Origin of the sequence: Microbulbifer donghaiensis, assembly GCF_900129095.1 — a bacterium.
Classification (GTDB): domain Bacteria; phylum Pseudomonadota; class Gammaproteobacteria; order Pseudomonadales; family Cellvibrionaceae; genus Microbulbifer; species Microbulbifer donghaiensis.
In genome coordinates this window covers 66,030-80,867 of record NZ_FQVA01000005.1, presented here as the reverse complement: position 1 = coordinate 80,867, position 14,838 = coordinate 66,030, and the positions used below count along the sequence as shown (strand labels likewise).

Here is a 14,838-nt window from a genome sequence, read left to right as displayed (position 1 = left end):
AAATTTGGACTCCCTGTGCCCTACTTGCTGTCCGACGGTATCTCCCGCTGACGATCCTCCTCGCTGCGCTCCTTTGCCCGGCGCTCGTCAGCGGCGGGCCCGGCCTTCTCCTGCGCGGCCTCCGCGGCCTTGCGCTTGCGCTCCTCTTCATAGGGATTGCGGGCTGAACTCTGCGGTGTCACCGGCTGCTCCGCTATCACCCGCTGCAAGCCGTTGACGATCACCGTCTCGCCAACCTTCAATCCCTCCTCCACCGCCCAGAGCTCGCCCTCGCGCTGCCCCAGTTTCAGGTATCGGCGGTGCGCAATATTATTTTCGTCCACCACAAAGACATAGCGCCCCTGCATGTCTTCCAGCACCGCCGACTGCGGCACCAGCGGCTTCAGCTGTTCCTGTCCGCCGTAAACCCGCACCGATACCCGGGCAAACTGGCCCTGGATCAACAGCTGGTCAGGGTTGGGGAATTCCGCCCGCACCGCCACGGATCCGGTATTCGGATTAACCTTGTTATCGACGAAGGCGATAGTACCGGGATAGGGATAAAAGGAGCCGTCGGGTAATTCGATACGAATATCCCGCCGCTCCGGCCGCATTCCCGCCCGTTCGCGCCGTGCTTCTGCCACCTGTACGGAAAGAATGCGATCCTCCGGCACCTCGAACACCACCCATACCGGATCGGTGTTCAGAATCATGGCCAGTGGTTCCGACTGGGGACCGACCAGTGCACCTTCGGGAAATGACGAGCGGCCGATGCGGCCGGTGAGTGGGGCGTAGATTTTCGTGTAGGACAGGTTGAGTTCGGCGCTGTTAACGTCGGCCACCGCCGCTTTCAGGTTGGCCTGCGCCTGTTCGAAATCCCCCTCCAGCTGGTCCATGGTCATCTTGCTGATAAATCCCTGCGGCGCCAGTTCCCGTCCGCGCCGGAAATTGCGTTCCGCCACTTCAAGCGCCGCCCGCGCGCGCGACTCCGCCGCGCGGCGATTCTCCAGTGTCGCGATAAAGGGCTGGGGATCGATTTCATAAAGCAGCTCCCCCTCTTTCACCAGGCTGCCTTCCTCGAAATAGCGCCCTTGGATGTTGCCCTCCACGCGCGGCCGCACGTTCAATTCATCCGTCGCCTGCACGCGGCCGACATATTCAAAGCGGGGGATGACCGGCTGCTCCCGCACGACCAGCACCTCGACTGGCGGCGGTGGCGGCTCGCCCCCCTGGTCTCCGCGATCGGAGCAGGCAGCGAGCGCGAGCAGGATGACCGCCGCTATGGCCGGAAGCAGGGAGAAGGGTTTCAACATCAGCAACAACACGCGGCCAGTTACAGCGGAACTCATTCCTAAAATATAGTTGGTGCGACCGGCGATAATCAGCGCCAGGATTAACATAGCGACACAATTGATCCAATGTTCCGAGCCCCGCGTAATTCCTCGACAAGTCGGACAACCCAATCTTAATCTGCGGTACCGCACCGCCAGCGCGTTGGCTCACGACAATATCCGCTTCACCGCCGCCTTGTGAGCGCTTACTGCCGGAAGGCAGTTTTGCGCTTCCGAGGCGCGAAAATTTTCCCCAGGCAGGCAGACCTGCGGTGGAGGCGATCACCGGTCAAGGCATTACCTTTGCTGTCAATGTGATATTGGCGCCCCATCTCTCAGTCAACGGCCGCGAAACCTTATCGGCACCAGCGCCTGCAGTGGAAGCTGCCTTTTTATAGCGAATCAGAATCAGAGGGCCCCGATCTTTGCTGGGGCTACACTGAACAAAACGCTGTCAAGCAGATGTATCGCGATGACAACCGAGGGCGAACGCAATCTCAACCGCACCACCATGATGGGTATGGTGGTGGGATCCATGGTCGGCGCGGGGATCTTCTCGCTGCCCGCGACTTTCGGCAATGCCACCGGGCCATTCGGCGCCCTCATCGCCTGGTTGATTGCCGGCACCGGCATGTTGATGCTGGCGTTTGTGTTCCAGTTCCTGGCAGTACGTAAGCCGGAGCTGGATGCGGGTATTTTCACTTACGCCAAAGAGGGGTTCGGCAACTATCTAGGCTTTATTGCCGCGTTCGGATTCTGGGCCGGTAGCTGTCTCGGCAACACCACCTATTTTGTCTTGATCAAATCCACGCTCGGCGCGGCCGTTCCGGCCTTCGGTGAGGGCAATACTATTCCCGCGGTGATCGTATCCTCGATCATTCTGTGGAGTATCCACTTTATGATTCTGCGCGGCGTCAAACAGGCAGCGGCCATCAACAAGGTTGTGACCGTCGCCAAGATAGTGCCGATCATTATTTTCATCATCATCCTCGTATTTGCGTTCAAGAAAGACCTGTTTTCCGCCAATTTCTGGGGCGGTGGCGACTACAAACTTGCCGACGTGATGAGCCAGGTGCGCCGCACCATGCTGGTCACCGTGTTTGTATTTATCGGCGTCGAGGGTGCCAGTGTATTTTCCCGCTATGCCAAAAACCGCGCGGATGTGGGCTGGGCTACGGTGATGGGCTTTCTTGGTGTTCTCTGCCTAATGGTTCTGGTCACCCTGTTACCCTACGGTGCCATGCTGCGCCCGGAAATTGCCGATTTACGCCAGCCTTCCATGGCTGGTGTGTTGCAGCACGTCGTCGGCAACTGGGGGGCAATCTTTATCAGCGCCGGACTCATCGTTTCCGTGCTGGGCGCCTACCTGGCGTGGACACTGCTGTGCGCGGAGGCGCTGTTTACTGCGTCCAAATACGACCTGGTGCCGAAGGTCTTCGGACGCGAAAACAAAAATGGCGTGCCCCACATCGCCCTGTGGCTCACCAACAGCCTGGTGCAGATATTCCTGATCATGACGATATTTGCCCAGTACGCCTTTGACCTGACGCTGGAAATGACCAGTGCCATGACACTGATCCCGTATCTGCTGGTGGCGGCCTACGGCTTCAAGCTGGCGTACACGCGAGAGACCTACGCCGCCGATCCGGCCAGGCTGCGCAATCGGGAACTGGGGTTTGCACTGACTGCCACCCTCTACGCGATTTTCATGATTATGGCCGGCGGTCTCGAATACGTGCTGCTGGCCTGCATTCTGTTCGCGCCCGGCACCCTGCTGTTTATCTTCGCACGGCGCGAGCTGAAACTGTCGACCTTCTCCAAGTCCGAACTGATGCTTTTCATTGCCATCCTGGTCGGCGCCATTATCGGCATCTACGCGCTGGCGACCGGCGCCATCACCCTGTAACGGTAGATTTTCAACGGGAGAAACGGGCCATGGCCAAAGCCAAACCGAATTCAGCCGCGACACTGGGTGTACATTCGGAAGTGGGCGTTTTGCGCAAGGTAATGGTCTGCGCTCCGAGTCTTGCGCATTCGCGTCTGACGCCGACCAACTGCGAAGACCTGCTGTTTGACGACGTGCTCTGGGTGCAGAATGCCAAGCGCGATCACTTCGATTTCATGACCAAGATGCGCGAGTTCGATATCGAAGTGCTGGAGATGCACAACCTGCTGGCTGAAACCGTGGCCATTCCTGAAGCCAAGAAGTGGCTGCTGGACCGCAAGGTAACACCCAACAATGTCGGCCTGGGCCTGATGGAGGAGACCCGCGCTTATCTCGAGAGCCTCGAGCCGCGCAAGTTGGCGGAGTTCCTGATCGGCGGACTCTCCGTAGTCGACATGCCGAACGAATTTTCCAAATCGGAATTTATGGAACTGGCGCGCGAGGCCCACGGCGCGACCGAATATTTATTGCCACCGCTGCCGAACACGCTCTATACCCGCGATACCACCTGCTGGATCTACGGCGGTGTCACCCTGAACCCCCTGTACTGGCCGGCGCGCAAGGAGGAGACCTTCCTCACCACCGCCATCTACAAATTCCACCCGGATTTCACCCAGGAAACATTTAGCGTTTGGTGGGGCGATCCCGACACCAACTTCGGCTCGGCCACGCTGGAAGGCGGCGATGTGATGCCCGTGGGCAACGGTGTGGTGCTGATCGGCATGAGCGAGCGCAGCTCGCGCCAGGGTATTTCGCAGCTGGCGGCGGCACTGTTCGAGAAAGACGCGGCAAGCCAGGTCATCGTCGCCGCCATGCCGAAACTGCGCTCGGCCATGCACCTGGATACCGTGTTCACTTTCGCTGATCGCGATGTCGTTACCCTGTACCCGGAGATCATGGATCAGGTGCACCCGGTGGTGATGCGCCCGGGCGAAGGCAAGGGCCCGCTGCATGTCACACTCGAAAACAAGCCGTTCGTGGATGTGGTGGCCAGGGCACTCAACCTGAAGAAACTGCGCGTGGTCGAAACCGGCGGTGACGCCTACGCCGCCGAGCGCCAGCAGTGGGACAGCGGCAACAACCTGGTGGCCGCCAAGCCCGGTGTGGTGTTCGCCTACGATCGCAACACCACCACCAATACCCACCTGCGCAAGGAGGGAATCGAAGTGGTCACCATCGTCGGCGCGGAACTGGGGCGCGGCCGCGGCGGCGGCCACTGCATGACCTGTCCGATCGTGCGCGACCCGGTCGATTTCTAGACAAGCGGCCGGAACCTGTCGCGGCTCTCTGCCGATTGCGGCACCGTCACATCGCCACTGGCGCCCTGGAATTCCTGTAGTGACTTTATGGGCGCAGTAGTTGGCGTGCCCACTCTACTCTACCTGCCGTTCTGTAGTTTCAATATTGCCAGTCCGCTGCCGAACGTGATTTACGGATTTACCGGTTTCAAGATCGTGGAGTTGCATAAAGCCGAGCAAGGTCGGACTGACGGTTGGAACCGGCGCAGGTATACTGGCGCCATGAAATTTTGCAGTCACTGCGGCAGCGATGCCGTTTCATTCGCGATCCCGGAAGGCGACGACCGCCCCCGCCACCTGTGCGGCGGCTGCGGTGCCATCCACTATATCAACCCCCGCGTCATCGTCGGCTCCCTGCCCTATCTTGGCGACAGGGTCCTGCTGTGCAAACGCGCCATAGAGCCGCGCCTGGGGCTCTGGACCCTGCCGGCGGGGTTCATGGAGAACGGCGAGACGAGTGAAGAGGGCGCACTGAGGGAATCCTGGGAGGAAGCGCGGGCCAATATCCGTGTCGACGACCTCTATACGATCTACGACATCCCGCACATCAACCAGGTCTACCTGATGTACCGCGGTGAGCTGACAGACACCAACTTCGGCCCCGGGCCTGAGTCACTGGAAGTCGAGCTGTTCCACGAGGAGGAAATTCCCTGGGAGGAAATCGCCTTCCCGATCATGCGCGAAACCCTGGAACACTACTTCAGCGACCGCCGCGAGGGCCGCTTCCCACTGCACCGGGGCGTGATTCACCGCAAGCTGTGATCTCCAGCGTGCTGCGAAAATAAGGGCGAACACAAAGTTCGCCCTTGCTTGTTGCCTCTTCCAATGAATCAGCCGCAGCGCTCATCCAAGAGCCACAAATCGAACGCCGGCTCCTCGTAGGGGTGGGCCTCCTGCAGTGCCGCCAGTGCCACATCCACCAGCTCGTCGGCACACACCATCTCTACGCGATATTCCGCCACCTGCTCTACCTGGCCGGACTGGCCAATGAACGGCTGGCTGCCCTCGAGCGGACGGAACTGGCCCGTGCCCAGAGACTGCCAACAGCAGCTATCGTAGTCGCCGATCTGCCCGGCGCCGGCATCGAACAGGGCGCGCTTGACCACTTCCACATGGGATTCGGGAATATATACGCAGAGTTTGTACATACGACGCCTTCCGGGCACTCACAGATCAGAACATCAAAGTCATCAGCTTGCGCTGGTACTGGGTGGCCAGCGGGTCACCGGCGCCGAGGCTTTTGACAATACCCAGGTAGGCCTGCTTGGCCGCACCGTCGGCGAAATTCATATCCTTGCGCAGGATATCCAGCAACAGCTCCAACGCCTCCTGGTGACGGCTGTTCTGGCTCATTTGTACCGCGAGCTTGTAGGCCGAATCGTAGTCCTGCGGATTCTGCTCGACCGCCTGCTGCAGTGCCTTGATCTCCGGCGATTCCGCCGCCTGCTGTTTCAGTTCCAGCTGCGCCATCAGCTGCTGATAGTCACCGTCCTGATCCGCGAGCATGATCTTGCCAAGTACGGTTTCCGCCTCGGGCATACGATTCAGTTCCAACAATACCGCGGCCAGCTGTTTGGCGATATCGGCTCGCTCGGAGGACTCGCTGTAGGCCTGGCGCAGTACCGGCAGCGCCTCATCGAGCTTGTGCTCACCCACCAGCTGCCGTCCCTGTTCCAGTTTCACGTCCCACGGCTTGGGCAGGTACTTGTCGAGCATCTCGCGGATCTGCTTCTCCGGCTGTGCGCCGGCGAAGCCGTCCACCGGCTGACCATCCTTGAGCACCATCACCGTGGGCAGGCTGCGAACCCCCAATTGGCCGGCGAGCATCTGCTCGGTATCGGCATTGACCTTGGCCAGCAGGAACTGCCCCGCGTATTCATTGGCCAGTTTCTCCAGTACCGGCATCAGCTGCTTGCACGGTTCGCACCAGTCGGCCCAGAAATCGACCACCACCGGGCGCTTCATGGACTCTTCGATCAATATCTGCTGGGCGTTTTCTGCCGTTACGTCGACAATAAAATCGTTCACAACCACTCCTCAATCCGGTTTTGGACGCAGTTTAACCGATGGGGCAATCGCCAACCAATGGCCAGGGCCGTCAATGTCGAGGACGGCGCACCCGCACCCAAACCAGGCGTGCGACGTACAGGAACACCAACAACAGCAAAGTCCAGGGGAGCAAATACGCCACTGCGGTTACCGCGTCGGCGATACCCTGGGAGAGGCGACTGCCAAAACTGCGGAAGGCATTGCCTATCGGCTGCGTGAATGATTTTTGTGCCAGCGCGGAGAATTGGATATTGACTTCGTCCATCTGCACCCGCTGCAATAAGCGACTGCGCTTTCCTTCGGCAAACTCCAGGTCGGACTGCACTTGTGCGAGCTCCGATGCCACTTTCACCAAAGCCTCCACATCGTCGGTGGACTTCTTGCTCAGTACCTCCAACCGCGCGCGGTAATCCCGCAGCATCTCCAGGCGCTTCTGATTGTCCACGATAGCATCGCCGAGATCTTCGATGCTGGTCGCCTGTCCCGTGGTCGCGGCACCCTCTGCAGCGACCTCGAGCACGGTTGAGACACCCTCCGGCAGCAGCCGCACCTGAATGTGGCCACTCACGTAATTGCTGGTATTGAGGCGACTGTCCAGCAGCGTGCACTGATACTTATCATCCTCGGCACACCATTTCAGCAGGGCCTCATAGCGGCTTTCCAGCTCCCTGACCGGGTACTCGATGGAAACATGATGGGTGTAGGCGAGATATTTTGAACGCTCGCGCTGGATGTCTGCGACCTTGAGTGCCGCGCTGCCTCGCGGCGCGGCTGGCTCGGCTAAAGCAGCCTCATCGTATGACCGCTGTTCACACGCGGCGAGAAACAGAGAAATTACGGTGATCAGGAGGCAACGAAAATTCATTGGATACTTCCCTGTGTAAAAATTGAGTTAACGCCAAAGCGTATCTGCTAAATACCGAATTTCCAATCCGAGTCATCCCCTTCGGCTGCGCTTGGAACAATTCGCCCCCGCACAAGTTGGGCCCTAAGGTCGCGATCTATCACCCGTTGCACAGCGCGGGCATATAAGAAGTTGCAAAGGAAAGACGCAAAATTTAAGAGCGGATTGTCGACCTCGCGGCGACAACCCAATAATTCGAGATCGCCACCTTCATTCTCCAGATATCTTGCTCCCGATGTAAGTCGGTCCACTCCGACACAAGTTTGCAAAAAGTCATTCCCGTTACCCTGCTGGAGAGACACGCCGCCCGTCCGGCATATCAGCTTCCGGGATCAGTATCACTTGCTGCACCCGGCCCGGCTACAAGCCTTAGAAAGTAACTGGCTCACACCTGCTGATTCAATTTTTCCAAATCTTAGTTTGGAAAAATAGGACTACAGGGGCAGCGCTCCATACCGTCAATAAATAGAGGCGTGGCAGAGGCATCGCGGCGGCCTACTAACAATAAACATGGAATCTTGGAGAAAGATTATGAAGTTAACCCCCTTCAAAAAGAGCGCGATCCTGCTCTCCGGCGCACTCGCGCTGGCCGGCTGTGAAAAGCTGGACGGTACTGTCAATGGCGGCGGCACTATGAACTCGCTCGGCGGCAAGGGCAAAGCGGTCTTCACCGTCAACGCCCAGCGCTGTGACGAAGAACCGATCAAGGGACAAGTCAATTTCAGAGATGAGACCGCCATCGACTGGGAGGACCAGGGCGGTGTCAGCTTCCGCGCCAACGTCACCGGTGCCGGCCTCTGCGGCGAGGGCTTCGCCACTGCCGCCGAAGAAGCGCTGATGTGCGATCAGCGCTGCGGTCCGGGCATGTTCCAGGTCGAATTCGACTATGACTCCACCAATCCACTGCTTCCCGGAGCCGGCAAAGGCGTTGCCTGCATGACCGATATGAGCGAAGGCGTCAACTCACCCTTTGGCATGCACGGCCTGGTCAACCTGATTTCCATCGCCGATGGCCCCTTCCAAACCTATACCAACGGCGGCGTGGTGAGCGGCAACATCCAGACCAAGGAATGCCCGAGCACCAAGAACGACGATAACGCCTGAGCGGCCCCAACAATAGAAAGGTGAATTCATGAAGAAGCAAACCACCCTACTGGCCGCGGCGATCAGTGCGGCCATCAGTCTGCCGTCCCTGGCTTCCGAACCCCTGCGACTGGTACTGGAATACAAGCCCGGTCAGGGCGCGGCGGTGAAGTCCGCACTCGCCAAGAAAGGCATTGAGGTGCGCCGCGAGCTGGGCGACTTTGACAGCCTGGCGCTAACCATGACCAAAGAGCAGCTCGGCGAACTGAAATCCGTCAGCGGCATCGCCCAGGTCTATCCGGATACCCCGCGCCGCATGCTAGACAATGGCGGCGTCGGCGAGATCTCGCCCTATGGTATCGCCATGACCCAGGCGAACCAGCTCGCCTACGCCGGCGGCACCAAGGTGTGTATCATCGACTCCGGCTATGACTACGGCCACGCGGACCTTCCCGCAGCGAACGTGAACGGCGAAATGGGCCTGTCCGGCCCCTGGAACCAGGACGATCACAGCCACGGCACCCACGTTGCCGGCACCATCGCCGCCCTGGGTAACGGCGAAGGCGTCGTTGGCGTCAACTCCGATGCCAATATGAACCTGCATATCGTGCGCGTCTTCAACGCCGAAGGCAGCTTCGCTTACGCGTCCGACCTGGCCGGTGCCATGACCGACTGTGCCGCGGCCGGTGCCAATGTGATCTCCATGAGCCTCGGCGGCGGACTGGAAAACCCGCTGGAAGAGAAAGTGGTCGAAAAAATGAGCCGCGACGGCATGTTACTGATCGCCGCCGCCGGCAACGACGCCAACGCCACGCACTCCTATCCCGCCTCCTATGACGGTGTCATGTCCGTGGCCGCCATCGACGACGGCGCCCGACATGCGGAATTCTCCCAGCGCACCGCACAGGTGGAAATCGCCGGTCCGGGTGTAAACACCCTGTCCACGGTACCGCGGGGCATGGGCGTCAACGGCGTTGGCACCGTCAGCCAGGAAGACAGTAGTTACGAGGCGATACCGATGGTCGGCGCCACTACCGGCGATATCTCGGCGCCGCTGGCCGATTGCGGCCTGGGTAGCGCGGCCTGTGAAAATGTCCAGGACAGCATCTGTCTGATCGAGCGCGGCGAGGTCTCCTTCGGGATCAAGGTGGCGAACTGTGAGGCGGGCGGCGGTATCGGCGCTATCGTCTACAACAACCAGCCCGGCAACTTCGGCGGCGATCTCGGTGGCGAGAGCCCACTGGTGGCGGTATCGGTGAGTCAGGCCGATGGCCAGGCACTGGTCGACGGAATGGAAGCGAGCATTTCCATCGCGCCGCTGGCCGACTATGACTACAAGTCCGGCACCTCCATGGCGACCCCGCATGTGTCCGGTGTTGCCGCTCTGGTGTGGAGCCACTTCCCGCAGTGTACCGGCGCCGACATCCGCATGGCGTTGCGTGCATCGGCGAAGGATCTGGGCGAGCCCGGCTACGACTACCAGTTCGGCTGGGGTCTGGTTCAGGCCAAAGCTACCTATGACTACCTGGCCACCAACGGCTGTGGCGTCAACAAGGGCAAGGTCTACGGGGGTGACGGCAGCGCCCGCTAAACGAGGGGTAGGACAGTCGCGTTCGTAGTTCCAGAGAATGAACCGTCCGATCACGGATGATCAAATTGGGCAGCCCCACAGGGCTGCCCCTTTTTTTGGAGCACGGCTGCTAAGAAAGACGATCCATTGCGACCTTCGGCTAACTAGTGAGCTCGAGCGCCACACTCCCCTTGCGAAACTCCCGCTCGAGGGACGTAACGACCTCGATCAGCGATTGCGTCAGTGGCGTGGAGACACGCTCGTTCAATACCACCAAACTACTCGCGGTCGTCAGGCGGTCACTGCGGATAGGTCGCACGACGATATTCGGATGGGGGACATGCTCATCCTCGGCCACCACCGAAATTCCCAAGCCCTGCCCCACAGCCTCCCGAATGGACTCCCGGCTGCCCAGCTCGTACAAGGTGTTGACCGCAACACCCTCTTCCCTTAAAGCCTCCTCGAAAAGCGAACGGGTGAGAGAACCTTCTTCCCGACTGACAAAACCCTGGTGGTGGAAATCGGGTATTTCAAGCTCGGCTTTATTCGCCAACGGATGATCCGCCGGGAGTATGGCGACCAGACTGTATTCATAACAGCGAAAAGCCTGCTGACCAGGTCTTTTCCCGCTCTGTACGTAGAAGGCCGCATCCACTTCGCCGAGTTCCAGCAGTCGCTGAATATTCTCTGACGAAGAAAATGACGCTTTCACTCTGATGTTCGGATAACGACTGTTGAAGACCTTCAAAATCTTCGAGACTTTGTAGGGACTGACGGCTGCGATGTGTATCGCCCCTACATGCATTTGCGAGTGGGAGTACATGAGGTGCTCCGCTTCGCGCACCGCATTCAGCGCGGACTTAAACAGCGGTAACAATGAGCAGCCGAGGTTGGTCAGGCGGTTATTTTCCCGACGCCGAATGAAGAGCTTCGCATTGTAGAACTCTTCCAGGTGGGAAATTTTATTGACCAGCGACGGCTGGGAAATTTCCAGTTTTGCCGAAGCCTCTTTGAAGCTGCGGTACTTGGCCAGTGCACAGAAAGCTTCCATTTGCGATAGGCTGATTTTTGTTCCCGGCATCTTTTTTCTATCCCGACCTCTTCTGAAATTGACTCAAACTGTAAGAACCAGTCACAGAAAGCATCTGAAGCGACTCTAGAGTGCCAAAACCGCAGTGCGCACCTTGATCAAAAACGCATGTAGATTTGGCAATCTTTGTCCTAGCATTATTTGCTTATTGATTATGCATTATGAGCCAATCGTTTAAAAGGCAAACATACGGCCCAATAAATAGCCAGAATCGAGAGGGAATAGTGTGCCGCAACTTGCCTTTCAGGAGGGAAAATTTACTAGTAGGCATTCGAGCCCTCAGTTGCAGCAGCACTCAAACAGCTGACGCAATAGGGTTCAACGAAGGGACGGAAGCCAACTGAATGGCCGGTGCAGTCAGCGCACCAGCTTGCGCAATCTGGCGGAGATCAGGTCGGCGGCAAAAACCAGCGCCAGTATGACCAGCACACAGGCGGCTGTATTTTCATACTCAAAAAGCTTCATCGTGGTCATCAGTTCGAAGCCAATGCCACCAGCTCCCACCATACCGAGAATGGTGGACACGCGAATGTTGGCCTCGAGTCGATACAAGGCGACCCCCAGCCACGCCGGCAGCACCTGTGGAAGGATGGCAAACAGGATAATACGTGAAGTCGAGCAACCTGCGGACTCCATCGCCTCGATGGGTCCGCGGTCGACCTCTTCGATCGCTTCGGCAAAAAATTTACCCAGCATTCCCGCCCCATGGACGGTCAGTGCCAACACACCGGCAAAGGGACCCAGTCCGACTGCAGCCACAAATATCAACGCGAGAATAATTTCGTTGATACCGCGCCCGACATTCAGGACCTGGCGGGAGAAATGATAAACAACTGGACTGGGTGACAGGTTGTGCGCAGCCAAAAAGCTCAACGGAATTGCCAACACAACTGCCAGCAAGGTGCCCAACAGCGCAATCTGGATCGTCTGCAAGGTCGGCCCTATGAGGTTCGCGCCAATATACGAGAAATTTGGCGGCAGCATTCGCGCCAAAAAATCGCCTATCCACGGCAGCCCATCGATCAGCTGCGCCAAGCTGGCGCCGGCACCAGCGATCATCCATGCCATTAACAGCGCCGCCAGTAGAAAAACCGGCAGGTAGATCCACCAGCCCAACGGGTTCTGTGGACGGCGTGCGACCAAAACATAAGGCGACATATTGACCTCAACCCACCTGGGCCACTTGGGATTTCTGCCGACGGATCTCTCCGGACATACGAATCACTAACTTAGCAACGTTGTCATCTTCGATGCCCGGGTAAATGGATTCGATTACGGACACATTCATCTTTTCAGGCGGGCCATCAAAAACGATACTCCCCCCGGATAAACCGATGATGCGTGTGGCATACTCCATCGCATAGTCGATCTGGTGGAGGTTGCACAACACGGCAATGCGTTTTTTTTGACAGACACTGCGCAGGTACGCCAGTGTTTCCCGGGAATTTTTGGGGTCCAGGCTCGCAACCGGCTCATCGGCCAGAATCAAATCCGGCTGTTGCGCCAGGGCCCGCGCGATGCCGACCCGCTGTTGCTCCCCACCGCTTAGGCTATCGGCCCGGGCATAAGCTTTCTCTGCCATGCCCACCTCGTCGATTGCAGCGAGAGCGATATCGACATCGTGTCGACGGAAAACCTGCAACAGGCAGGACCATAGAGGAATTCCGGCCATACGACCGACCAGTACATTCTTGATGACACTGAGCCGGCCGATCAGGTTGTGATGTTGAAACACCATGGCGATGCGTTTACGCAGGGCACGGCGCGCAGCTTTCCGCTGCCCGTGGCAGCGTTCACCATGAATAAGAATCTCTCCGGCTGTAGGCGGACTAAGGTAATTCAGGCAGCGCAGTAGTGTCGATTTGCCGGCCCCGGAGGGCCCGAGAACCACCACAAACTCGCCGGGATTTACCCGGATATTGATGTCCTTGAGGACATAGTCCCTGCCGTTAAAGCTCTTGTATAAGTCGCGTACTTCAATCATGACTGTCTGCGCGGGGCATTATTGGCGAGCCAGTTTGGCGGCTTCACGCACAACATGGTATGCAGCGTCATTAGTAAGCTTGTATCCGACGAGCTGACCCTGGTCACCAAACTCGATATCGTGGATACTCAGGAAGGCATTCTTGATCCGTTCCTTAGTTTCCTGCGGCAACGCTTTGCGCCACACCATCGGTGACTCGGGAATCGCGTCGGAGCTCCAGATCACGCGGAAATCACCGGCATTCACCATCCCCTTCTCGATCGCGGAGCGCAGAATCCTGTCCGCCACCGTAGCCCCATCTACCTTGGCATGTTTGACCGCAAGGATGTTCGCGTCGTGTCCGCCGGTATAAATAACATTCTTGAAATGACGGCGAGGGGGAATGCCGGCTTTTTTCAAAGCCAGCATCGGCAGTAAATAACCGGAAGTCGAAGTCGGGTCTACGAAGGCGAAGTTTTTCCCCTTCAGGTCGCCAATAGTGCGATGCTCGGAGTCGGCGCGAACGATAATCTGACTGCGGTAACTCTCACCATCCATTGCTTTGGTCTCTGCTACAGCAAAAGCCTCCACATCGGCTATTTCTGCGGCCTTCACATAGGAAAATGGACCGAGATAGGCCACATCCACATGGCCCGCACGCAGGGCCTCGATCACGCCGTTGTAATCCATGGCTACGAAGCCTTGCACCTCCACGCCCAGCTTTTGCTCCAGGGCTTCTAACAGCTGCTGGGACTGATTGACCATCGCGCGGGAATCTTCGGCGGGAATCAGCGCAATACGCAGTGAATCCAATGCGTGGGCGGAAACTGAAAGTAGAGCGAAAGCGAGGAGAAGTGCACTTCTGATCAGGCTGACTATTGCTGGCATGGCTCGTTTTTATTCTTGTTCTTGTTAACTCGGTCGTTGCTGCGAATTTCTGGCCACAGCTGACATGACAATTATCTCGTCACCGCAATGCCATGTCACGCCAGCAGGCCGTTGTTACACGCAGATTGAAGCCCAGCATAAGTTAATTAATTAATCGTGAACCAATTGGCCGAAAAATCCGTTTATATGACCGGAAAGGTGACAGCCGTCTGCAGTGTGCGGAGCCAGGGCAAAGGTGCTACCGCAGCCCCAAAGCTGGGATAGGGTTCCCACAGACAGAGGTAGCGGTATCCAAGAAAGATCCAGGTTGACCAACCAGGGAGGGGCGCTCAAAAAAGAAAGCTGGCCAGTTAGCGGAAGATGACCTCTGGCCCATAGGCGAGGAGCAGCGCCTCGCACTCTACTTTCCGCAGCCCCCTCACCACCAGGCCGTAAGAGCGATCCATCATCCGCTCGATCTCATAGTCCGGCACACTGCCGTCCAGCAGCACCGTATTCCAGTGCTTTTTGTTCATATGGTAACCGGGGATGACTCCGGTAAAGATATCCCGCAGTGCCTGGGCCTCATCCGGATCGCACTTGAGATTCGTACAGTCCACGCCGTTGAGACGACCCAGGGTGGCAAACATCTTGCCCTTGATTTTGAACACCGCCACATCCGGGCCAAAGGGGAAATCCTCTTTGGCCTCGGGACGGGACAGCAGATATTCGCGCGCGGCCTTGCGGTCCACAGTGGCT

General features: G+C 58.1%; 14 protein-coding genes. 5 read left to right on the top strand and 9 right to left on the bottom strand.

The features are described from left to right. Nucleotides 1-20: 20 nt before the first annotated feature. A complete protein-coding gene (locus tag BUC36_RS15335) occupies nt 21-1,379 on the bottom strand; it encodes an efflux RND transporter periplasmic adaptor subunit (RefSeq protein ID WP_073276766.1) in 1,359 nt (452 codons plus the stop codon). Nucleotides 1,380-1,782: 403 nt separating this feature from the next. Here BUC36_RS15335 and BUC36_RS15330 point away from each other — a divergent pair, with 403 nt between their 5' ends. From BUC36_RS15330 to BUC36_RS15320, 3 genes are all read left to right on the top strand, one after another. Further along, the gene (locus BUC36_RS15330; RefSeq protein WP_073276764.1) at nt 1,783-3,216 is read left to right on the top strand and encodes a basic amino acid/polyamine antiporter; all 1,434 of its coding nucleotides are present in this window, start codon (nt 1,783-1,785) and stop codon (nt 3,214-3,216) included. A gap of 29 nt (nt 3,217-3,245) precedes the next feature. Beyond that, nucleotides 3,246-4,514 carry an arginine deiminase gene (arcA, locus tag BUC36_RS15325; protein WP_073276762.1) on the top strand — a complete coding sequence of 423 codons (1,269 nt, stop codon included), beginning with the start codon at nt 3,246-3,248 and terminating at the stop codon, nt 4,512-4,514. Between the two features lie 261 nt (nt 4,515-4,775). Further along, nucleotides 4,776-5,315, top strand: a complete 540-nt coding sequence (locus tag BUC36_RS15320; protein ID WP_073276931.1) for an NUDIX hydrolase — start codon at nt 4,776-4,778, stop codon at nt 5,313-5,315. Between the two features lie 68 nt (nt 5,316-5,383). Here the strand turns inward: BUC36_RS15320 and BUC36_RS15315 are convergent, their stop codons facing one another. The 3 genes from BUC36_RS15315 to BUC36_RS15305 all read right to left on the bottom strand — a co-directional run bounded on the left by BUC36_RS15315 (nt 5,384) and on the right by BUC36_RS15305 (nt 7,467). Beyond that, on the bottom strand, nt 5,384-5,701 hold the full coding sequence (locus tag BUC36_RS15315) for a YqfO family protein (RefSeq protein WP_073276760.1): 318 nt from the start codon (nt 5,699-5,701) through the stop codon (nt 5,384-5,386). Between the two features lie 25 nt (nt 5,702-5,726). Beyond that, complete coding sequence (gene trxA / locus BUC36_RS15310) at nt 5,727-6,581, bottom strand: thioredoxin (RefSeq protein ID WP_073276758.1); 855 nt, start codon at nt 6,579-6,581, stop codon at nt 5,727-5,729. A 70-nt stretch (nt 6,582-6,651) separates the two neighbouring features. Next, the gene (locus BUC36_RS15305; RefSeq protein WP_073276756.1) at nt 6,652-7,467 is read right to left on the bottom strand and encodes a DUF4349 domain-containing protein; all 816 of its coding nucleotides are present in this window, start codon (nt 7,465-7,467) and stop codon (nt 6,652-6,654) included. Between the two features lie 570 nt (nt 7,468-8,037). Between BUC36_RS15305 and BUC36_RS15300 the strand changes: the two genes are divergently transcribed. Continuing rightward, nucleotides 8,038-8,610 (top strand): hypothetical protein, encoded by a 573-nt coding sequence (locus tag BUC36_RS15300; protein ID WP_073276754.1) that lies wholly within the window; start codon nt 8,038-8,040, stop codon nt 8,608-8,610. Nucleotides 8,611-8,638: 28 nt separating this feature from the next. Continuing rightward, complete coding sequence (locus tag BUC36_RS15295; protein ID WP_073276752.1) at nt 8,639-10,180, top strand: S8 family serine peptidase; 1,542 nt, start codon at nt 8,639-8,641, stop codon at nt 10,178-10,180. Nucleotides 10,181-10,319: 139 nt separating this feature from the next. On the opposite strand, the gene BUC36_RS15290 is transcribed toward BUC36_RS15295, so the two are convergent. The 5 genes from BUC36_RS15290 to BUC36_RS15270 form a co-directional block, all read right to left on the bottom strand. Further along, a complete protein-coding gene (locus BUC36_RS15290) occupies nt 10,320-11,240 on the bottom strand; it encodes a LysR family transcriptional regulator (protein WP_084536138.1) in 921 nt (306 codons plus the stop codon). 366 nt (nt 11,241-11,606) lie between these two features. Further along, nucleotides 11,607-12,407: a phosphonate ABC transporter, permease protein PhnE gene (gene phnE, locus BUC36_RS15285; RefSeq protein WP_073276748.1), complete on the bottom strand. Its 801-nt coding sequence runs from the start codon at nt 12,405-12,407 to the stop codon at nt 11,607-11,609. A 7-nt stretch (nt 12,408-12,414) separates the two neighbouring features. Further along, nucleotides 12,415-13,233, bottom strand: coding sequence for a phosphonate ABC transporter ATP-binding protein (gene phnC / locus BUC36_RS15280; RefSeq protein WP_073276746.1), 819 nt, complete (start codon nt 13,231-13,233; stop codon nt 12,415-12,417). Between the two features lie 18 nt (nt 13,234-13,251). Continuing rightward, nucleotides 13,252-14,100 carry a phosphonate ABC transporter substrate-binding protein gene (gene phnD / locus BUC36_RS15275; protein WP_073276744.1) on the bottom strand — a complete coding sequence of 283 codons (849 nt, stop codon included), beginning with the start codon at nt 14,098-14,100 and terminating at the stop codon, nt 13,252-13,254. Nucleotides 14,101-14,450: 350 nt separating this feature from the next. Further along, on the bottom strand, nt 14,451-14,831 hold the full coding sequence (locus BUC36_RS15270; protein WP_073276742.1) for an MmcQ/YjbR family DNA-binding protein: 381 nt from the start codon (nt 14,829-14,831) through the stop codon (nt 14,451-14,453). Nucleotides 14,832-14,838 lie beyond the last annotated feature (7 nt).